Annotated in this window: 19 protein-coding genes; 12 read left to right on the forward strand and 7 right to left on the reverse strand. The window is 73.7% G+C overall.

The annotated features are described in order from the left end of the window. Positions 1-11: 11 nt before the first annotated feature. The 5 genes from FGW31_RS32070 to FGW31_RS32090 all read left to right on the forward strand — a co-directional run bounded on the left by FGW31_RS32070 (position 12) and on the right by FGW31_RS32090 (position 3,834). Positions 12-365, forward strand: a complete 354-nt coding sequence (locus FGW31_RS32070) for a rhodanese-like domain-containing protein (protein ID WP_142197041.1) — start codon at positions 12-14, stop codon at positions 363-365. 70 nt (positions 366-435) lie between these two features. After that, positions 436-879: a thioredoxin family protein gene (locus FGW31_RS32075; RefSeq protein ID WP_142197042.1), complete on the forward strand. Its 444-nt coding sequence runs from the start codon at positions 436-438 to the stop codon at positions 877-879. A gap of 178 nt (positions 880-1,057) precedes the next feature. After that, positions 1,058-2,353 (forward strand): S8 family peptidase, encoded by a 1,296-nt coding sequence (locus tag FGW31_RS32080; RefSeq protein ID WP_142197043.1) that lies wholly within the window; start codon positions 1,058-1,060, stop codon positions 2,351-2,353. Next, complete coding sequence (gene trxB / locus FGW31_RS32085) at positions 2,350-3,321, forward strand: thioredoxin-disulfide reductase (protein ID WP_142197044.1); 972 nt, start codon at positions 2,350-2,352, stop codon at positions 3,319-3,321. Before FGW31_RS32080 ends, trxB begins: the two co-directional genes overlap by 4 nt. Before the next feature lie 30 nt (positions 3,322-3,351). Beyond that, positions 3,352-3,834, forward strand: coding sequence for a GNAT family N-acetyltransferase (locus FGW31_RS32090; protein WP_142197045.1), 483 nt, complete (start codon positions 3,352-3,354; stop codon positions 3,832-3,834). A gap of 51 nt (positions 3,835-3,885) precedes the next feature. On the opposite strand, the gene FGW31_RS32095 is transcribed toward FGW31_RS32090, so the two are convergent. After that, the gene (locus FGW31_RS32095; protein WP_142197046.1) at positions 3,886-4,281 is read right to left on the reverse strand and encodes a VOC family protein; all 396 of its coding nucleotides are present in this window, start codon (positions 4,279-4,281) and stop codon (positions 3,886-3,888) included. 532 nt (positions 4,282-4,813) lie between these two features. Here FGW31_RS32095 and FGW31_RS32100 point away from each other — a divergent pair. After that, complete coding sequence (locus FGW31_RS32100; protein WP_142197047.1) at positions 4,814-7,828, forward strand: alpha-mannosidase; 3,015 nt, start codon at positions 4,814-4,816, stop codon at positions 7,826-7,828. A gap of 4 nt (positions 7,829-7,832) precedes the next feature. Here FGW31_RS32100 and FGW31_RS32105 read toward each other — a convergent pair whose 3' ends face one another. Continuing rightward, positions 7,833-8,534, reverse strand: a complete 702-nt coding sequence (locus FGW31_RS32105) for a FadR/GntR family transcriptional regulator (RefSeq protein ID WP_142197048.1) — start codon at positions 8,532-8,534, stop codon at positions 7,833-7,835. Positions 8,535-8,717: 183 nt separating this feature from the next. Between FGW31_RS32105 and FGW31_RS32110 the strand changes: the two genes are divergently transcribed. From FGW31_RS32110 to FGW31_RS32125, 4 genes are read left to right on the forward strand one after another with little or no spacing between them, the layout of a single operon-like run. After that, entirely contained in the window at positions 8,718-10,064 is a 1,347-nt protein-coding gene (locus tag FGW31_RS32110; protein ID WP_142197049.1) for an enolase C-terminal domain-like protein, read from the forward strand. Further along, the gene (locus tag FGW31_RS32115; RefSeq protein ID WP_142197050.1) at positions 10,061-10,816 is read left to right on the forward strand and encodes an SDR family NAD(P)-dependent oxidoreductase; all 756 of its coding nucleotides are present in this window, start codon (positions 10,061-10,063) and stop codon (positions 10,814-10,816) included. The genes FGW31_RS32110 and FGW31_RS32115 overlap by 4 nt, the downstream gene beginning before the upstream one ends. Continuing rightward, positions 10,813-11,805 carry an aldo/keto reductase gene (locus FGW31_RS32120; protein WP_142197051.1) on the forward strand — a complete coding sequence of 331 codons (993 nt, stop codon included), beginning with the start codon at positions 10,813-10,815 and terminating at the stop codon, positions 11,803-11,805. The genes FGW31_RS32115 and FGW31_RS32120 overlap by 4 nt, the downstream gene beginning before the upstream one ends. Continuing rightward, the gene (locus tag FGW31_RS32125) at positions 11,802-12,641 is read left to right on the forward strand and encodes an amidohydrolase family protein (RefSeq protein ID WP_142197052.1); all 840 of its coding nucleotides are present in this window, start codon (positions 11,802-11,804) and stop codon (positions 12,639-12,641) included. The genes FGW31_RS32120 and FGW31_RS32125 overlap by 4 nt, the downstream gene beginning before the upstream one ends. Here FGW31_RS32125 and FGW31_RS32130 read toward each other — a convergent pair. Next, the gene (locus FGW31_RS32130; RefSeq protein WP_142197053.1) at positions 12,629-14,050 is read right to left on the reverse strand and encodes a lipase maturation factor family protein; all 1,422 of its coding nucleotides are present in this window, start codon (positions 14,048-14,050) and stop codon (positions 12,629-12,631) included. The genes FGW31_RS32125 and FGW31_RS32130 overlap by 13 nt on opposite strands. A 140-nt stretch (positions 14,051-14,190) precedes the next feature. On the opposite strand from FGW31_RS32130, the gene FGW31_RS32135 reads away from it, so the two are divergent. Together FGW31_RS32135 and FGW31_RS32140 are read left to right on the forward strand one after the other, a co-directional pair. Then, positions 14,191-16,287, forward strand: a complete 2,097-nt coding sequence (locus FGW31_RS32135) for a SpoIIE family protein phosphatase (RefSeq protein ID WP_142197054.1) — start codon at positions 14,191-14,193, stop codon at positions 16,285-16,287. Positions 16,288-16,318: 31 nt separating this feature from the next. Then, positions 16,319-17,182, forward strand: a complete 864-nt coding sequence (locus FGW31_RS32140) for an Fpg/Nei family DNA glycosylase (RefSeq protein ID WP_142197055.1) — start codon at positions 16,319-16,321, stop codon at positions 17,180-17,182. 119 nt (positions 17,183-17,301) lie between these two features. On the opposite strand, the gene FGW31_RS32145 is transcribed toward FGW31_RS32140, so the two are convergent. The 4 genes from FGW31_RS32145 to FGW31_RS32160 all read right to left on the reverse strand — a co-directional run bounded on the left by FGW31_RS32145 (position 17,302) and on the right by FGW31_RS32160 (position 19,995). Continuing rightward, positions 17,302-17,955 carry an anti-sigma factor family protein gene (locus tag FGW31_RS32145; protein ID WP_142197056.1) on the reverse strand — a complete coding sequence of 218 codons (654 nt, stop codon included), beginning with the start codon at positions 17,953-17,955 and terminating at the stop codon, positions 17,302-17,304. Between the two features lie 173 nt (positions 17,956-18,128). Next, positions 18,129-18,650, reverse strand: coding sequence for a hypothetical protein (locus FGW31_RS32150; protein WP_142197057.1), 522 nt, complete (start codon positions 18,648-18,650; stop codon positions 18,129-18,131). 136 nt (positions 18,651-18,786) lie between these two features. Then, on the reverse strand, positions 18,787-19,332 hold the full coding sequence (locus tag FGW31_RS32155; protein WP_142197058.1) for a sigma-70 family RNA polymerase sigma factor: 546 nt from the start codon (positions 19,330-19,332) through the stop codon (positions 18,787-18,789). 186 nt (positions 19,333-19,518) lie between these two features. Next, on the reverse strand, positions 19,519-19,995 hold the full coding sequence (locus tag FGW31_RS32160; RefSeq protein ID WP_142197059.1) for a MarR family winged helix-turn-helix transcriptional regulator: 477 nt from the start codon (positions 19,993-19,995) through the stop codon (positions 19,519-19,521). Positions 19,996-20,042 lie beyond the last annotated feature (47 nt).

Raw genomic sequence — 20,042 nt, forward strand, 5'->3', positions numbered from 1 at the left:
CGGAGGACGACGTGCTGCCCCTGGTGACACGCGAGCAACTGAAGGCCGAGATGGACGCCGGAAAGGTGATCGTGGTCGACACGATGCCGACGGCCTACTACGAACGCGAGCATCTGCCCGGTGCGGTGAACATCCCGGGCTTCCCCTACGAGGAGGCGGCGCGCCGCACCGACGAACTCGCGCCCACCGTACTCCCGGACCGCACCGCCCCCACCGTCGTGTACTGCGCGAACGTGCCGTGCCGCAACAGTGAACTCGTCGGCGCGCGGCTGGTGTCGCTCGGTTACACGGACGTGCGCAAGTACCGCGAGGGCATCGAGGACTGGGTCGCCCACGGCCTGCCCACGCAGACCGCCGGTGACTGAACGGGCCCGGCGCCCGACCCCTCGCCGCACGCGCGCATCCACCCGTCACACCCCACGAGAGGAACAGACCATGAATCGCTCCCTGGCCGTCGCGGCCACGGCCGTCGCGGTGCTGCTCGGCGGTGCCGCCGTACCGGCGGCCGCCGCACCGGCGCCCGCCCCCGCGTCCGCAGCCGCCACCACCGACATCCCCTCCGTCGTCGACGTGACATCGGCCAACTACGCGCAGGTCATGCAGTGGTCGCACACCAAGCCGGTGGTGCTCGACTTCACCGCCGACTGGTGCTACTGGTGCCAGAAGCAGAAGCCCTACCTCCAGAAGTACAACACCGAGGACAACGGCGCCTGGGTGTGGGCGAGGGTCGACGTCGACGACAACCCCGACCTGAGCCGGAAGTACGGCGTGCGGGGCATACCGGCGCTGCTCAACATCCAGAACGGCCAGGAGGCCGGCAGCCGTCTGGTCGGCTTCGACGGCCCGACCTCGCTGCGCACCTGGCTGAACCGGCTGTAACCCGCCGGTTCCGCCTCCGCCCGGGGACGGCGTCACCCCACTCGACGCCGTCCCCGGGCACCCCTCCCGCGCACCACCCCCGCCCCCTTCCCCGCACCGCCCGCCCGCCGCGCGGGCCCTCGCCCCGGCGCAGCGCACGGTGCCCCCCCGCAGCACAGGCGAAAGGCCAGAACCCCCCATGAAGAAACCCCTGTTGAAGGCCGTCATCGCGGCCACCTCGGCAGCAGCCGGCCTGTCCCTCACCGCCGTGATCACCGGTCCCGCGTCGCCGGCCGTAGCGGCGGTCCGGCCCGCCTCCACCACCGTCCACATCATCCAGGTCAACGGCACCGAGCCGACCGAGGAAGCGGTCGCCCGGCGGGCCGCCGAGCTGATCACCCGTCACGGCGGCGAGCTGCGCAGGGTGTACCACGCGGCCTCGCAGGCGTTCTCCGTCTCGCTCACCGAGGAGCAGGTGAACCGCTACTACGCGGACACCCGGGTCGACTCGATCACCAGCGACCGCGTGTACCGGGTCGCGGGCCGGGTCACCGGGGAACCGCGGGCGCTCCGGCCGTCCGGCGCCGCGGGCCCGGCCCTCGGCGGCATCCAGTGGTCGCCGCCCTCGTGGGGCCTGGACCGCATCGACCAGCGCGACCTGCCGCTGGACGACGTCTACGCCTTCCCCACGAGCGGTGCCGGCGTGGACACCTACATCGTCGACACCGGCGTCCGGGTCGGCCACCAGGAGTTCCGGGGCGGCCGGGCGCACGGCGCGTACGACGCCATCACCCGGCGGCCCGGCGGCGACAGCGACTGCAACGGTCACGGCACCGCCTCCGCGGCCACCGCCGCCGGACGGTGGACGGGCGTGGCCAAGGCGGCCACCGTGCGGTCCGTGCGTGCCTTCGGCTGCGACGGCACCGGCACGCTGGAGCACATCATGTCCGCCGTCGACTGGATCACCGCCCACGCCGACGGCCCGTCCGTGGTCAACCTGGGCTTCTCCGGCGAGCCGGGCTCGGTGCTGGACCTCCAGCTGTACCGGATGACCGAGCTGGGCATCGCGTACACCGCGGCGGCCGGCAACGGGGACGCCTCGGGACAGGGCGTCGAGTCCTGCGAGACGACGCCCGCCCGGCAGACCACCGCCATCACCGTCGCCGCCACCGACCGCGACGACAGGCGCCCCGCCTGGTCCAACCACGGCCACTGCGTGCACCTGTTCGCGCCCGGCACCGGCATCACCACCGCCGGCGCGCGCGGCGACAGCGCCTACGCGGTGCTCACCGGCACCTCCGCGGCCACGGCCGAGGTCACTGGCGCCGCCGCCCTGCACCTGGCCCGCCACCCCGACGCCACACCCGTCGAACTGGACGCGGCGCTCGCCGCCGCCGCGACCCGTGGGCACGTCGGTGACGCCGGTCCCGACTCGCCGGACCTGCTGCTGCACACCGGTCCGGCCCGCGGCACGAGCGGCGGGGGCGAGCGGTGAGCGGCGACGTACGCGAGGTGGTCGTCATCGGGGCGGGCCCGGCCGGCTGCACCGCCGCCCTGTACGCCGCGCGGGCCGACCTGCGCCCGGTGATCCTGCGCGGCCAAGGCCTCATCGGCGGCTCCCTGGTCACCACCACCGAGGTGGAGAACTATCCGGGCTTCCCCAAGGGCGTACGGGGACCGGACCTGATGGACGCCATGGCGGCGCAGGCGGAGCGGTTCGGGGCCGAGCCGGTGGACGAGGAGGCCGTCTGCGTCGACCTGGCCGGCGAGATGAAGACGGTCACCGACGGCGTGGGCCGCGAACACCGTGCGCGGGCCGTCGTCGTGGCCACCGGCTCGGTGCACCGCCGGCTCGGCCTGGCGAAGGAGGACGAACTGTCGGGGCGGGGCGTGTCCTGGTGCGCCACCTGCGACGGGTACTTCTTCCGCGACCACGACATCGCCGTGGTCGGCGGCGGCGACACCGCTCTGCAGGAAGCCACCTTCCTGAGCCGGTACGCCCGCTCGGTCACGGTGATCCACCGGCGGGACACCCTGCGGGCCTCCAAGGCCCTGCAGCGGCGGGCGTTCGCCGACCCCAAGGTGTCCTTCGCGTTCGAACGGCAGGTGGTGGCCCTGCACGGTGACGCCGGTTCGGGACTGACCGGCCTCACGCTCCGGCACACGGGCACCGGGGCGGCCGAGGAACGGGAGGTGACCGGGCTGTTCATCGCGATCGGCCACCGCCCGCGCACCGACCTGTTCGCCGGCCGGCTCGCCCTGGACGACGCCGGGTACGTGCGGGTGGACGCGCCGTCGAGCCGCACCAGTGTGCCGGGGGTGTTCGCGGCGGGCGACGTGGTCGACCCCGTCTACCGGCAGGCCGTGACGGCGGCGGGCGCCGGATGCCTGGCCGCCCTCGACGCCGAACGGTACCTCGCCGGCCTGGACGACCGGCGCCGCGCGGAGCCCGCCGGATCCTGAAGGGCAGCGGGGCGTGGCAGACTCGCAGCCATGCCGATCAGGGAAGCGACCTTGGACGACTGGCCGCGCATCTGGCCGTTCTGGCACCGCATCGTCGCCGCGGGCGAGACCTACGCCTGGGACCCGGGCACCTCCGAGGAGGCCGCCCGGGACCTGTGGATGAACCCGGCGAAGCGGGTGTACGTCGTCGAGGACGACAGCGGTGCCGTCGTCGCCTCCGCCTACCTCACCGCCAACTACGGCGGCCCCGCCGCCGGCATCGCCAACGCGGGCTTCATGGTCGACCCCGACCACACCGGCCGGGGCCTCGGCCGGCTGCTCGCCGAGCACGTCCTGGCCGAGGCGCGGGCGGCCGGCTACCGGGGCATGGTGTTCAACGCCGTCGTGGAGACCAATCCGGCCGTGCAGCTGTGGACCTCGCTGGGCTTCACGGTCCTCGGTACGGTTCCCGGCGCCTTCGACCACCCCCGGCACGGCCCGGTCGGGCTGCACATCATGTACCGGGCGCTGTGACCGGGGCACGGCCGGGAGCGGGCGGCCGTGCCGGTCGCCGCCGTCGGCCGCTCAGGGCCGGACGTAGGGCCGGGTCATGATCTCCATGTTGTGGCCGTCCGGGTCGTCGAAGTAGGCGCCCCGGCCGCCGAAGAGGCCGTTGACCCGGCCCGGCTCGGTGTGGGAGGGGTCCGCGAAGTAGGTGACCCCGGCCTCCTCGAGGCGCGTGATCATCGCGTCGAACCGTTCCTCGGGCACCAGGAACGCGTAGTGCTGGCCCTGGATCGGCTCGTCCCGCTTCTCGTAGTAGTCGAGGGTCACGCCGTTGCCGAGGTCGACGGGCAGGAACGGCCCGAAGGGCGCGCCGACCTCCAGCCCCAGGATCCCGGCGAGGAACTCGGCGGAGCGACTGCGGTCACTGGCGTAGACGGCGGTGTGGTTCAACTGGACGTGCTGGGCGTCGGACATGGCTGGATTCGTCTCCGGTGTCGGTGGTGGCCACGGTGGGCCGCGCCAAGGGGCGCGGCCGGCGAGCGAAGGGACGCGGAGAGGAAGGGCGGGCCGCGGGCACCGGCCGGGCGCCGCGCGGACGGGGGCGCGCCCCGCGCCGGCCTCACTCCGAGGCCGGGAGCGCCTCACGTGTATGGCCCATGGCCGACCCGGCAGTCACCCGCCCGACCCTAGGCGCTCACTGCCGGACGCGGCAACGGCGTTTACCGGCCACGCCCTCCGGGTGACGTCGGCTCTCCGTAGCCGCGAGCGAGCGTGACGAGCGGCCCGCGCAGGACGGAGCGACCGGATCCGCACCTGCCGGGGCGGGCCCGTCGACCGGCCGTCGGCGGCTGCTCCGACGTCACGCACCGCATCGAGGCCGGGGCGCCGGCCCGCGCCCCGGCCGGCCGCAGCGCCGCCCGCCGACCGGGAGCAGGGTTCCAACAGGTGCGCGGCGGGGGAGTGGTACCCCTGGTGACCGCCCGCCCCCAACCCTGGAGCGCCCCGCATGCATGACGACCGCACCCTGGTCGAAGCCCGCCTCGCGCGCGTCCTCGACGAGCGCATCCGCCCCGCCGTGTACCCCGAGTCCGTACCGCTCGACGTCGCGGTGTGGAACGCGCCCGGAGAACCCGTCCCCGTCGCCGAGGGCCTCGCCGCCGAACCCGAGCCCGTCGCGGTGGGCGCCCGCTGGGGAGCGCCCTGGGGCACCAGCTGGTTCCGGGTCACCGGCACCGTCCCCGAGGAATGGGCCGGGCGGACCGTGGAGGCCGTTCTCGACCTCGGCTTCGACGAGAACATGCCGGGCTTCCAGTGCGAGGGGCTGGTGTACCGGCCCGACGGCACTCCCGTCAAGGGCGTCAACCCGCGCAACCAGTGGGTGCGCATCGGCGCGCCCGTCGAGGGCGGGGAGGAGGTGCGGCTGCACATCGAGGCGGCCTCCAACCCCGTCATCATGGGCCACCGCCCCTTCGCGCCGACCCCGCTCGGCGACAAGGAGACCGCGGGCAGCGCGCCGCTGTACACGCTGACCCGCATGGACCTCGCCGTGTTCGACGAGACCGTGTGGCAGCTGGTCGTCGACCTGGAGGTGCTCGGTGAGCTGATGGCCGAGCTGCCGGTCGACTCGCCCCGCCGCTGGGAGATCCTGCGGGCGGTGGAGCGGGCCCTGGACGCCGTCGACCTCCAGGACGTGGGCGGCACGGCGGAACGGGCCCGCGCCCGGCTCGCCGACGTCCTCGCCGCACCCGCCGTGCCCTCCGTGCACCGCATCAGCGCCGTCGGACACGCGCACATCGACTCGGCGTGGCTGTGGCCGCTGCGTGAGACCGTGCGCAAGGTCGCCCGCACGACGGCCAACATGACGGCGCTGCTGGACGACGAACCCGAGTTCGTGTTCGCCATGTCGCAGGCGCAGCAGTGGGCGTGGGTCAAGGAGCACCGGCCCGAGGTGTGGGCGCGGGTGAAGAAGGCGGTGGCCGACGGGCGGTTCGTGCCGGCCGGCGGCATGTGGGTGGAGTCGGACACCAACATGCCCGGCTCGGAGGCGATGGCCCGGCAGTTCGTGCACGGGAAGCGGTTCTTCCTCGACGAGTTCGGCATCGAGAACGACGAGGCATGGCTGCCCGACACGTTCGGCTTCGCCGCCGGACTGCCCCAGATCATCAAGGCCGCGGGCTCCAAGTACCTGCTGACGCAGAAGATCTCCTGGTCACGGACGAACCGCTTCCCCCACCACACCTTCCGCTGGGAGGGCGTCGACGGCACCCGGATCTTCACCCACTTCCCGCCCGTCGACACCTACAACTGCTCCATGAAGGGCTCCGAGATCGCCCACGCGGTCCGCAACTTCAAGGACAAGGGCGTCGCCCGCCACTCCCTCGCGCCCACCGGGTGGGGCGACGGAGGCGGCGGCACCACCCGCGAGATGGTCGCCAGGGCGGCCCGGCTGCGGAACCTGGAGGGCTCGGCGACGGTCACCTGGGAGACGCCGTCGGCCTTCTTCGCCAAGGCCGAGGCCGAGTACCCCGAACCGCCCGTCTGGGTCGGCGAGCTCTACCTCGAACTGCACCGCGCCACCCTCACCAGCCAGGCCGGCACCAAGCAGGGCAACCGGCGCAGCGAACACCTGCTGCGGGAGGCCGAGCTGTGGGCGGCCACGGCGGCCGTACGGACCGGATTCGCCTACCCCTACGAGGAGTTGGACCGGATCTGGAAGACGGTGCTGCTGCACCAGTTCCACGACATCCTGCCCGGCTCCTCCATCGCCTGGGTGCACCGCGAGGCCCGCGCCACCTACGCGCGGATCGCCGCGGAACTGAACGCCGTCATCGACTCCGCGCAGCGCGCCCTGGCCGGCGAGGGGACGGTCCCGCTGGTGTTCAACGCCGCCCCGCACGCCCGCGCCGGCGTCCCGGCGGGCGGTGCCCGGACGGCGGCGGCCGAGGGCCGTACGACGCTCGCGGCACGACCCGGCGGCGGCTACGTCCTCGACAACGGCCTGCTGCGGACCGAGATCGACGCCCGCGGCCTGCTGGTCTCCGCGCACGACCTGGAGGCCGGCCGCGAGACTGTCGCCCCCGGCCGGGCCGGCAACCTGCTCCAGCTCCACCCGGACCTGCCGAACATGTGGGACGCGTGGGACGTCGACGAGTTCTACCGCAACACGGTCACCGACCTGACCGACGCGGAGGAGGTCACGGAAGGGGAGGACGGCGCCTCGGTGCGGATCGTGCGCTCCTTCGGCAACTCGCGCGTCACCCAGTTGCTGTCGCTGCCGCCGGGGGAGCGGCGGCTGGTGGTGGACACCGAGGTCGACTGGCACGAGACGGAGAAGTTCCTCAAGCTCGCCTTCCCCCTCGACCTGCACGCCGAACGGTACGCGTCGGAGACGCAGTTCGGGCACTTCTTCCGGCCCACCCACACCAACACCTCCTGGGAGGCCGCCAAGTTCGAGGCGTGCAACCACCGCTTCGTCCACCTCCAGGAGCCCGACTGGGGCGTGGCCGTCGTCAACGACTCGACGTACGGCCACGACGTGACGCGCACGGTCCGCGACGACGGCGGCACGACCACGACCGTCCGGGTCTCCCTGCTGCGCGCCCCGCGCTTCCCCGACCCCGAGACCGACCAGGGCGTGCACCGCTTCCGGCACGCGCTGGTGCCCGGCGCGACCGTCGGCGACGCGGTGCGCGAGGGCTGGCGGATCAACCTGCCCGAGCGGCACCTGACCGGAGCCGGCGAGGTCGCCCCGCTGGTGACGGTCGACCGGGACGCGGTCGTGGTCACGGCGGTGAAGCTCGCCGACGACGGCAGCGGCGACGTCGTCGTGCGCTTCCACGAGGCCCACGGCGCCCGTGCCCTGACCACCCTCACCACCGGTTTCGCGGCCACCGGCGTGGAGGTGACCGACCTGCTGGAACGCCCGCTGGCGGACACGGAGGCACCCCCGCTCGACGGCGACCGGATCACCGTACGGCTGCGGCCGTTCCAGCTGATGACGCTGCGGCTGAAGCGCGCCTGACGTTTCAGTCCTCCAGCCGGGCGCGCAGCCACTCCTCCACCGCGCCCACGTGCGCGGCCGCCGCCGCCCGCGCCGCCTCCGGGTCGCGGGCGGCCAGGGCGCGGTGGATCGCGGCGTGTTCGCTGCGGGTGCGGGCGAACGCGTCCTCCTCCTGGTGGCCGCGCCGGACCCGGGCCCGGACGGTGCGCGAGGACAGGCCCTCCAGGATGGCGGCCATCGTCTCGTTGCCGGCGGCGGCCACGATCTCACGGTGGAAGGCCAGGTCGTGGGCGAGGAACTCCTCCGGGTCGTCGGTGGCGTCCATCGCCGCCAGGTGCTTCCCGACGGCGGCCAGGCCGTCGGCCGTGATCCGCGCGGCGGCCGTCGCGGTCGCCGCCGACTCCAGCGCGCGGCGCACCTGGAGCAGTTCCACCAGCCGCTGCCCCCGGGACAGATCGGCCACGACCCCGAACGTCTCCAGCAGGTCCCCGGCCTCCAGCCGGGTGACGTAGATGCCGGAGCCGTGCCGGGCCTCCAGCACGCCCAGCACGGTGAGCGCGCGGATCGCCTCCCGCATCGAACTGCGGGAGATGCCCAGCCGGGCGGCGAGGTCCCGTTCGGTGGGCAGCCGCCCGCCGGGCCTCAGCTCGCCCTCGCGGATCATCGCGGTGATCCGCTCGATGGCGCGCTGCGTCACCGTGCCCTTCCGCGGGCCCGTCTCCTCCACGCCACTCCTCCACTCACCCCGGGTCCGCCGCAGTCTAACGACGAAAGTGGTCCGACCACTGCGGGTGGAAAGCCGGGAAATCGCCGTCCGGAGGGTGTCGGGCTCCGCGAGTGGTCTGATAAGTATGCCGTCGTCGTCCGCGACCGCGCCGCCTCGTCCCCGTACCCCGGCGAAAGGCCCTCCGTGCCCCCGCACCCCGCCCGCATCACCGCCGTCGACACCTACGACGTCCGGTTCCCCACCTCGCGCGACCTCGACGGCTCCGACGCGATGAACCCGGACCCCGACTACTCGGCGGCCTACGTCGTCCTGCGCACCGACGCGGCCGACGGACACGAGGGCCACGGCTTCGCGTTCACCATCGGGCGGGGCAACGACGTCCAGGTCGCCGCGATCGAGGCGCTGCGCGGCCATCTGCTCGGCCGGTCCGCCGACGAGCTGTGCGCCGACCCCTCCGTCCTCAACCGCGACCTCGTCGGGGACAGCCAACTGCGCTGGCTCGGCCCCGAGAAGGGCGTGATGCACATGGCCGTCGGGGCCGTCGTCAACGCCGTCTGGGACCTGGCCGCCAAACGCGCGGACACACCCCTGTGGCGGCTGCTCGCCGAGGCCGAACCCGCCTGGCTGGTACGGCAGATCGACTTCCGCTACCTCACCGACGCCCTCACCCCCGAGGAGGCCCTGGACCTGCTGCGCCGCGGCCGCGAGGGCGCCGGGGCGCGCACGGCCCGCCTGCTGGAGCGCGGCTACCCCGCGTACACCACCTCGCCCGGCTGGCTCGGCTACGACGACGACAAGCTGACCCGGCTCGCCACCCGCGCGGTCGCCGACGGCTTCCGGCAGATCAAACTCAAGGTCGGCGCCGACCTCGCCGACGACATCCGCCGCTGCCGGGCCGCCCGCGCCGCCGTCGGACCGGACGTGCGCCTGGCGATCGACGCCAACCAGCGCTGGGACGTGGCCGAGGCGATCCGCTGGACCCGGGCGCTCGCCGAGTTCGACCCGTACTGGATCGAGGAGCCGACCAGCCCCGACGACATCCTCGGCCACGCGGCCGTCCGCCGCGCCGTCGCCCCGGTGAAGGTCGCCACGGGCGAACACGCCCAGAACCGGATCGTCTTCAAACAGTTCCTCCAGGCCGGAGCCCTCGACATCGTCCAGATCGACGCGGCCCGCGTCGGCGGCGTGCCCGAGAACCTCGCGATCCTGCTGCTGGCCACCAAGTTCGGCGTCCCGGTGTGCCCGCACGCCGGCGGGGTCGGCCTGTGCGAACTCGTCCAGCACTTGTCGATGTTCGACTACGTGGCACTGACCGGCACCACCGAGGACCGGGTCATCGAGTACGTCGACCATCTGCACGACCACTTCCTCGACCCGGTGGTGATCCGCGACGGCCACTACACCGCACCCCTCGCGCCGGGCTTCTCCGCCGCCCTGCGACCGGAGTCCCTGGCGCGCTACACCTATCCCGACGGCTCCTACTGGGCCGCCGGACCGGACCCGCACAAGGACAAGGAGCAGGTGGCATGAGCGACTTCGAGGGCCTGACGGCCCTGGTGACCGGCGGCGCCTCCGGCATCGGCCGGGCCACCGCCGGCCTCCTCGCCCGGCGCGGCGCAAAGGTGGCCGTCCTCGACCTCGACCCGTCACCGGTCGGCGACCCCCTCACCGGCTACGCCGCCGACGTCACCGACGACGCCTCGGTGCGCGCGGCGGTCGCCGCCGCCGTCCACGACCTGGGCGGCCTGGACGTACTGGTCAACAACGCCGGCATCGGCGCGCAGGGCACCGTGGAGACCAACTCCGACGCGGAGTGGCACCACGTCTTCGACGTCAACGTGTTCGGCATGGTCCGCACCGCCCGCGCCTGCCTGCCGCACCTGCGCGCCTCCGCGCACGCCGCGATCGTCAACACCTGCTCCATCGCCGCCACCGCCGGCCTGCCGCAGCGCGCCCTGTACAGCGCCACCAAGGGCGCGGTGTACTCCCTCACCCTCGCCATGGCCGCCGACCACGTCCGCGAGGGCATCCGCGTCAACTGCGTCAACCCGGGCACGGTCGACACCCCGTGGGTCGGCCGGCTGCTCGACGCCGCCGACGACCCCGCCGCCGAACGCGCCGCGCTCGAGGCCCGCCAGCCCACCGGCCGCCTCGTCACGGCCGACGAGGTCGCGGCCGCCGTCGCCCACCTCGCGAGTCCGCTGTCCGCCGCCACCACCGGCACCGCCCTCGCCGTCGACGGCGGCATGCAGGGACTGCGGACGCGCCCGGCGGGCCGGTGAACCGGCACCGGCTCGGCCGCACCGGCGTCGAGGTCACCGGACTGGCCTTCGGCGCCTCCGGCATCGGCAACCTGTACACCGAGGTCGCCGAAGAGGAGGCGTACGAGGCGGTGCGGGCCGCCTGGCGGCGCGGCATCCGCTACTTCGACACCGCCCCGCACTACGGCCTCGGCCTCGCCGAACGCCGCCTCGGCGCGGCCCTGCGCGAGCACTCGCGGGACCGCTACACGGTGTCCACGAAGGTGGGCCGCCGCCTGGAACCCGCCGACGCCGGCGGCGACGACCTCGCCCACGGCTTCGCCGTGCCCGCCACCCACCGCCGCGTCTGGGACTTCACCGCCGACGGCGTACGGCGCACCCTGGAGGCGAGCCTGGAACGCCTCGGCCTCGACCACGTCGACGTCGTCTACCTGCACGACCCCGACGACCACGCCGAGCAGGCCTTCCACGAGGGCTATCCGGCCCTGGAACGGCTCCGCTCGGAAGGCGTCGTGCGTGCGATCGGCGCCGGCATGAACCAAACGGCGATGCTGACCCGCTTCGTCCGCGACACCGACGTCGACGTCGTGCTGTGCGCCGGCCGCCACACCCTCCTCGACCAGAGCGCCCTGGCCGACCTGCTGCCCGCCGCCCTGGAACGCGGCACCTCCGTCGTCGTCGGCGGCGCCTTCAACTCCGGCCTGCTCGCCGACCCGAAACCCGGCGCGACGTACGACTACGCACCCGCACCGGCCGGGTTGCTTCAGCGCGCGCTGCGGATGAAGGAGGCCGCCGAGCGCCACGGCACCACCCTGCGCGCCGCCGCCCTGGCCTTCTGCGCCGCCCACCCGGCCGTCGCGAGCGTCCTGGTCGGTGCCCGCTCGGCGGCCGAGGTCCACGACTGCGCCGACCGGTTCGCCGCCCGCGTGCCCGCCGCCCTCTGGCGGGAGCTGCGCGCCACCGGCCTGCTGCCGCCCGACGCCCCCGTACCCGCCGAGGAGCCGCCGTGACCGTCGACGCGCACCACCACGTCTGGGACCTGACCGTCCGCGACCAGGACTGGCTCACCGGACCCGAACGGGCGCCCCTGCGGCGGAACTTCACCCTGGCCGACCTCGCGCCCGAGGCGAGCGCGGCCGGCGTCGACCGGACCGTCCTGGTGCAGACGGTCACGGTCCCCGAGGAGACGCCCGAACTGCTCGCGCTCGCGGCCGCACACCCCCTGGTCGCGGGCGTCGTCGGCTGGACGGACCTCACCCGCCCCGACATCACCGACGAACTGGCCCGGCTGCGCGACCTGCCCGGTGGGGACCTGCTGAAGGGCATCCGCCACCAGGTCCAGGCGGAGGCCGACCCCGAGTGGCTGCTGCGCGCCGACGTACGGCGCGGACTGGCCGCCGTCGCCGCCGCGGGACTCGTGTACGACCTGGTGGTGCTGCCGCACCAGCTGCCGGCGTGCGCCCGGGCGGCCGCCGCGCTGCCCGGTCTCACCTTCGTCCTCGACCACGCCGGCAAACCGCCCGTCGCCTCCGGCGCCGTCGAACCCTGGGCGTCCGGCGCCCGCGCCCTGGCCGACCTGCCCCACACCGTGTGCAAGCTCTCCGGCCTGGTCACCGAGGCCGCCCCCGGATCCTGGAGCCACGCGGACCTGCGCCCGTACGCCGACGTCGTCCTGGACGCCTTCGGCCCCGGGCGCACGATGTTCGGCTCGGACTGGCCGGTGTGCACCCTGGAGGCCGCGTACGGCGACGTCCTGGCCACCGCGCGGGCACTGACCGGTCACCTCGACGACGCCGGACGCCGTGAGGTCTTCGAGACCACCGCCGTGCGCGTCTACGACCTCTGAACCGCCCCCGCCAGCCGGGTCGGCGGCAGGAACTCCCGCACGTACGTCCGCTCCCAGCAGGCGCCCGTCTCCCGCAGCTCCCGCCAGGTCGTGTAGCGGTAGCGGAACAGGCGGGCGCGGACGTACCGGGGCGGCGCGTCCGCCGGGAACGGGGAGCGGCGCAGCAGCCTCAGCGTGTCGCGGTCGTTCTCCAGCAGCCGCTCCACCAACGCGCCGAACCACGGCCCCGCGTACGCCGGCGACAGCGCGGCGAACCACATCAGCCAGTCCAGCCGCAGATGGTACGGCGCGAACTGGCGCGGCCAGCGCCGCGGATCGCCCGGCTTGCCCTTGAACTCGTACTCCCGCCAGTCGGAGTCCTGGCGCGGTGCCTCGTCGGCCGTGCCCTCCACGACCACCTCGTACCGGATCCGGCTGACGCTGCCGAACGCGCCGTAGGTGTTCACCAGGTGCAGCGGGTCGAAGGAGCGGTTCATCACCTGGCGGCGGGAGAGCATGTTGCGGACCGGCTGGTAGGACAGTCCCAGCAGCAGCGCGGACACCGCGAGCACGACCACCACGAACCACAGCGGCGCGCCGGGCACGGCGGGCGGATCGGACGGGAACCGGACCGCCGACAGGGCCAGCACGATCGTGATCCAGTTCAGCCAGGCGAAGTTGCCGGAGAGCACCAGCCACAGCTGGGTGACGATCATCAGCGAGGCGGCGGCGGTGGCCACCGGCTGCGGGGTGAACAGCAGGAACGGCACGACGAGCTGGGTGACGTGGTTCGCGGCCACCTCGACCCGGTGCAGCGGCTTGGGCAGATGGTGGAAGAACCAGCTCAGCGGACCCGGCATGGGCTGCGTCTCGTGGTGGTGGTCCAGGCAGGTCAGTTTCCGCCAGCACTCGTCGCCGCGCATCTTGATCAGTCCGGCGCCGAACTCCACCCGGAACAGGACCCACCACAGCAGGAACAGCACCACGACCGGCGGCGCCACCTCGTCGTTGCCGAGGAACACCGCGAGGAAGCCGACCTCGAGGAGCAGCGACTCCCAGCCGAACGCGTACCAGGTCTGCCCGACGTTCACGATCGACAGGTACAGCGCCCACGGCACCAGCCACAGCAGCATCGCCCCCCACAGCGGAAGCAGCGAGTCCACTCCCGCCAGCAGCGCCGCCGCCACCGCGCAGCCCGCCCAGGCGCAGAGCGCGAAGAACCGGTCCGAGTAGTGCAGGTGGAACAGGCTCGGCGACCGCCGCGGCGGCACCCGCTCCAAAAACCGCGGCACCGGCAGCATCCCGCGCTCCCCGATCAGGGCCCGGAACTGCAGCGCCGCCGTCAGGAACGCGACCAGGTACAGGCCGGCCAGTGCCCGCTGGAAGACCGTCCGGCTCAGCCAGTAGTCGGCTGCGGTGAACCACTCCACGGGCCTCGCTCCCTCCGTCGGCGCCCGCCGGCCCCGTGACCCTCCGTGTACCACCGGGCGGGCGCGGCTACCCGCGCGGCCACGGCGACCGAGCCGTCCCAGCGGTCGAAGAATCGGGGGAACCCTGGCATGGTGAAGCCATGGCTGATCGGGGAGCGAGCCCCCTGTCACTCCCGGACGACTGGCCGGACCACCCGGATCCGATCCTGGCGCTCAACCGCATGGGCAGTTTCGACTGGGACCTGGACGCCGGGGTGATGCAGATGGACGCCCAGGCGCACGAGATCTTCGACGTGCGCCCCGACGAGTACGACGACCGCCCCGAGAGCCTGGGCAAGCGGGTGCCGCCCGGCGAGGCCCGGCGCCTGGACGCCGTCGTCTCGAACGCGCTGAAGGACGGCAGCGAGAACTACGGCGCCTACTTCCGTGTCCGCTGCCGCGACGGCTCCCTGCGCTGGACCCACACCCAGGGCTACATCCGCCGGGACGGGACGGGCAGGCCCCGCCGCATCATCGGCATCGTCCGGGACGCCACCCAGGAACTCGGCGACGCCGCAGCCCGGCGCGACCAGGCCGCCCAGCAGGACGCCCGCCGCCGGCAGACCAACGTCGTCCAGCTCACCACCGCCGCCCTCGCCCACGCCCGCACCGTGCAGGACGTCATCGACGTCCTCAAGGACACCCACGGCCTCACCCACCTGGGCGCCACCAGCCTGGTCATGGGCCTGCTGGAGGCCGACCGGATCCGGCTCATCGCCGAGGGCCCCGAGGGCAGCTTCGTCCCGGGCACCGAGATCACCCGGATCGACGACCCGTACCCGATGAGCGACGCGGTGCGCACCCTCAGCCCGTGCTTCATCGAGTCCCCGGAGGAGTTCGCCGAGCGCTACCCGAAGCTGTGGCGGGGCCTCACCGACCTCAGGATCACCTCGGCGGCCTATCTGCCGCTCATCGTCCAGGCCCGCCCCATCGGTGCCATGGGCCTGCTCTACAGCGACCGGCACGGCTTCTCCGCCGACGAGCGCAACATCCTGGTCGCCCTCGGCAGCAGCATCTCGCAGAGCCTGCAGCGCGCCATGTTCTACGAGCAGGAGATGGACCTCGCCCAGGGCCTGCAGCAGGCCATGCTGCCGCGCACCATCCCCAGCGTGCCCGGCGCCGACCTGGCCGTGCGCTACCGGGCCGCCACCATCGGCGGCACCGTCGGCCGGGACATCGGCGGCGACTGGTACGACCTCATCCCGCTGCCCGGCGGCAGGGTCGGCGCCGTCATCGGCGACGTCCAGGGCCACGACACGCACGCCGCCGCGGTCATGGGCCAGCTGCGCATCGTGCTGCGCGCCTACGCCGCCGAGGGCCACCCGCCCGCCACCGTGATGGCCCGCGCCTCGGTGTTCCTGAACGAACTCGACACCGACCGCTCCGCGACCTGCCTGTACGCCGAGGCCGACCTGGCCACCGGCGTGCTCCAGGTGGTCCGGGCCGGGCACATCGACCCGCTGGTGCGCCGCACCGACGGCTCCTGCCGCCGTGTCTTCGTCCCCGGCGGACTGCCGCTCGGCCTGTCCGCGGACTTCGGCCGGCTGGACTACCCGGTCGCCACGGTCGAGCTCGACCCCGGCGACACCCTGCTGCTGTGCACCGACGGCCTGGTCGAACAGCCCGGCGCCGACCTCGACGACGGCATGGAGGCCCTGGCCGCCCAGATCGCCGCCGGCCCCGACGACGTGCGCGAGCTCGCCGACCGGCTCATCGACGTGGCGGAGGAACGCGGCGGCGACGACGACGTGGCGCTGCTCCTGCTGCGCCGCCGCGTCCTGGACCACGCGCGCCCCGGCGGCCGGCTCAAGCAGGACGTGCCGCCCGGCGACCCGGAGGCGCTCTCCGAGACCCGGCGTCTGATCCGCACCGCGGTCGCCGGCTGGGGTGCGCGCGACCGGGCCGACGAGATCGAACTGGTCGCCGACGAGATGATCACCAACGTGCTGATGCACACCGAGGGCTCCGCGGCCGTCACCGTGCGGATGCTCACCGGCAGCGAGCGGCGCGTCCGCGTCGAGGTGGAGGACACCTCCAGCGCCCTGCCGCGCCGCCGCGAGGCGGGGGAGGCGGGCGTCTCGGGCCGGGGCCTGCAGCTCATCGAGGTCCTCACGGACGCGTGGGGCGTGGAGGCGCGCGGCGGCGGCAAGTGCGTGTGGAGCGAGTTCGTGGTGGCGGACGGGACCGGCACGACCTGACCGCACCGGCCCCCGGTGGCACTCTTGTCGTATGCCGGAACTCCCCGAGGTCGAGGCGCTCAAGGACTTCCTCACCGAGCACCTGGCCGGCCACGAGATCGTGCGGGTGCTGCCCGTGGCGATCAGCGTCCTGAAGACCTACGACCCGCCGCTCACGGCCGTCGAGGGCCGCGAGGTCACCGCCGTGCGCCGGTACGGCAAGTTCCTCGGCCTCGAGACGGACGGCGGCCCGCACCTCGTCACCCATCTGGCCCGCGCCGGCTGGCTGCAGTGGAAGGACCGGCTGCCCAGCGGCCCGCCCCGGCCCGGCAAGGGCCCGCTCGCCCTGCGCGTCGCGCTGGAGAACGGCGCCGGCTTCGACCTGACCGAGGCCGGTACCCAGAAGCGGCTCGCCGTGTACGTCGTCGCGGACCCGCAGGAGGTGCCGGGCGTCGCCCGGCTCGGCCCGGACCCGCTGGCCGACGACTTCGACGAGCGGCGCCTGGCGGACCTGCTGGCCGGGGAGCGCCGGCGGCTCAAGGGCGCGCTGCGGGACCAGGGCCTGATCGCGGGCGTCGGCAACGCCTACAGCGACGAGATCCTGCACGCGGCCCGCATGTCCCCGTACAAACTGGCCGCCTCCCTCACCCCTCAGGAGACCACCCGGCTGTACGAGGCGCTGCGCACCACGCTCATCGAGGCGGTGGAACGCTCCCGCGGCGTCGCGGCCGGACGGCTGAAGTCGGAGAAGAAGAGCGGGCTCAGGGTGCACGGCCGCACCGGGGAGCCCTGCCCGGTGTGCGGGGACACCGTCCGCGAGGTGTCCTTCAGCGACTCCTCGCTGCAGTACTGCCCGACCTGCCAGACCGGCGGCAAGCCCTTGGCCGACCGCAGGCTCTCCCGCCTGCTGAAGTGAACCCGCGGCGGTGGACCCGGGTGGTGAGCCCGTGGCGGTGAACCGGCGGCTGGAACGCCGCGGCAGGGAGTCCTGCGGCGCGGGGAAGCCGCGGCGGTGGACCCGGGGCCCCGGCCGTCTTACCCGGGCCGCAGGGTCACCAGTGGCTCCCCGTCCGCCGTGCGCACCTCGTAGCGGGCGATCTCCTCCGGGTGCAGCGCGGCCCCGCCGAGCATCGTGTGGGGGCGGGCGTCGTGCCGGGGCATGCTCCAGCTGGTCACCGTCTCCTCGGAGCCGTCCCGGCCGACCACCACCAGATGGCAGGCGCGCGGCCCCGCGCCGTCCTTGACCCTCAGCTCGACGTGACTGCCCCAGACCTGCTCCTCGGTGGTCACCCGCGCCCACACCCCGGACCGTTCGTCCGTCGCCGCGACGCTCACGGCGCTCCGGCCGGCGTCCTCGGTCACCAGCGCGATCGCCGGTGCGGACACCGCGAACACCACCGAGGCGGCCAGCGCCGGCAGCAGCCGGCGACGGCCCGAGCGGTGGCGCGCGGCCACCTCCGACAGCAGCCGGTCCAGCAGCCTCGGCCCGGGCTTCGCCAACGGGTGCACCAGCCGCGGAGTGGACTGCCGGTACAGCATCAACTGCCGTGCGGCGGGCCCGAACTCGGTCACCTGGATGGCACAGCGAGGGCACTCCATGAGGTGGTCCTCGAAGCGGAAGGCGTCCGCCTCGTCCAGCACGCCGAGCGCGTAGGCGCCGACATCGCGATGCCTCTCCAGGGACCTCATGCCGAATCCTCGTGCCGTTGGGTGGGAGTGGGGTCACTCCTTGCTCCCACCGGTACGCACCGGGCAGCGGAATCACTCAAGCCACGTGCCGAATCGTGACCCGGGGATGCGGAGCCCTGTGGCCCACCAACCGGCCGGTCCTCCCGGTGACCCGGCTCGCCGGATCCCGGGACCTAGAAGAGGTGGATCGCGAGGTGGCCGAGCGGCAGCCCGAGCTGCCAGGCCGGCGTCCACACCTTCGGGCCCTCGTCCTCACCGGTCACCGCGCCGCCGCCCGGGACCGCGTTGAGATCGGGCGCGAGCAGCTCCGTCTCCCTGAGCCAGCGCCAGGCCGCCCGGGCCAGCTCCAGCGCGGGATCCGGAGCGGTCCGGCCGGACGCGCCGGCGGCCGCCTCCAGGTCGGCCAGGCGTTCCTGTACCCACTCCTGCCACGGCTGGTCGTAGGCGGTCAGGGACAGCCAGGTCTCCAGCTGGGTGACCACCCGGATGCCGGACAGCTCGCCGTCGGTGTCGGACAGGAAGACGGTCAGCGCCAGCGCGTCCCGGCCGGCGCGGAACTCGAAGGACGTCGGCGGCATGAGATCGCCGCTGCGCAGCAGCTCGTCGGCGATGTACTCGGCGTACAACCAAGCCATGGGGACGGTCAGTTCACCGTCACCGGTGCCGTCCGTGCTCTCTCGACCTCTGTGCAGCATCCCTTCCTGCCTTCCTCCGGTGCGTGCGCGTCGCCCGAACCCGGGCCCCCGGTCCGGAACACGGATGAGGACAGCCGATTACTGATCCGGGGTCATCGGCAAGGCGCTTTACGGAGGTTTGACTCGACCGCCGGTTTCACCGCATGTCGGAGGCGTATCCCGGAAGCACCCGGCGCAGGGCGCGCAGCGCGTAGTACGCGCGGGACTTCACGGTACCGGGCGGGATGCCGAGGGCCGACGCCGCTTCCGCCACACTCGCCCCCTGGAAGTACACGAGCACCAGGACTTCACGGTGCTCGGGAGTGAGTGTCTTCACAGCCTCACGGACGTCGAGCATGGCCGCGGCCCGCTCGGCGTGGTCGGAGGTCACCCGCGCGTTCTCCAGCACGGCGTCCCCGACCTCGGCCGGCCGTGCCTGCCGCGCCCGTCGCGCGTCGATCGCCAGCCGCCGTCCCACGGTGAGCAGCCAGGGCCGCACGGAGGCGAAGTCCTCGGCGCGCAGGGCCTCGGGATGCTGCCAGGCGCGTACCAGGGTCTCCTGGACCAGGTCCTCCGCGCGCTGCCGGTCGCCGTCGCAGAGCCGGAGCAGCAGCGCGAAGAGGGGCCGGCCGTGCTCGCGTTGCAGTGCGGCGAGCTCGTGCTCGGCGGTCGTCTCGTTCGTGAGTGTCATTCCGGCCGTCATGGCCGTATGGCAGCGCACGGCGTCACCCGTGGACAGGGCGCGCACACGAGCGTGCGGCGGACGGTCGATCGCGTCGATGAACGGTCCGACGAACGGTCGAGGCGGCGGTCCGCGACCGCCGGACGCGCCACCCGGCGTGTCGGAGCGGTGACGGCGCGGAGCGAGCGCCCCTGCCTGTTCCCCGCGTCAGCCGAGGTCGACGTGGTCGAGGGCCTTCAGCAGTTCGCCGAGGACCCGCAGGCAGGCCGTGACGTCGGCGTCCGTGAGGTCCCCGCCGACCTCCCGCAGCAACTGGTGCTCGCGGTCGAGGACGGCGGTGATCGCCGCGGAGCCCCGCTGCGTGAGGCGGATGAGCGAGGACCGCCGGTGGGCGGGGTTGGGGACGCTCTCCACCAGGTCCTGCGCCGCCGCGTCGTTCACCATGCGCTGCACGAACTGCCGGCTGATCGCCTGCGCCCGGCCCATCTGCGGCACGGTCATCGGCCCGTTGCGGTGCAGCAGCGTCAGCACGGCACGCACGCCGAGCGACAGGCCGTCGCCGGTGGCGAGGCCCTGCTCCACGCTGCGCTGGGCGCGCCGGTAGAGGGGGCCGACCAGGTCGTACACCTCGGTGAGGCGGCGGCCGAGTGCGTCCGGGGGCAGGGGCTTGTCCATCGCGTTCACCCCCTCATCATGACACCTTGGTTGCCAAACTCCCGTGAAGATGACAC

It is taken from the genome of Streptomyces calvus (assembly GCF_006782915.1).
Taxonomy (GTDB): Bacteria; Actinomycetota; Actinomycetes; order Streptomycetales; family Streptomycetaceae; genus Streptomyces; species Streptomyces calvus.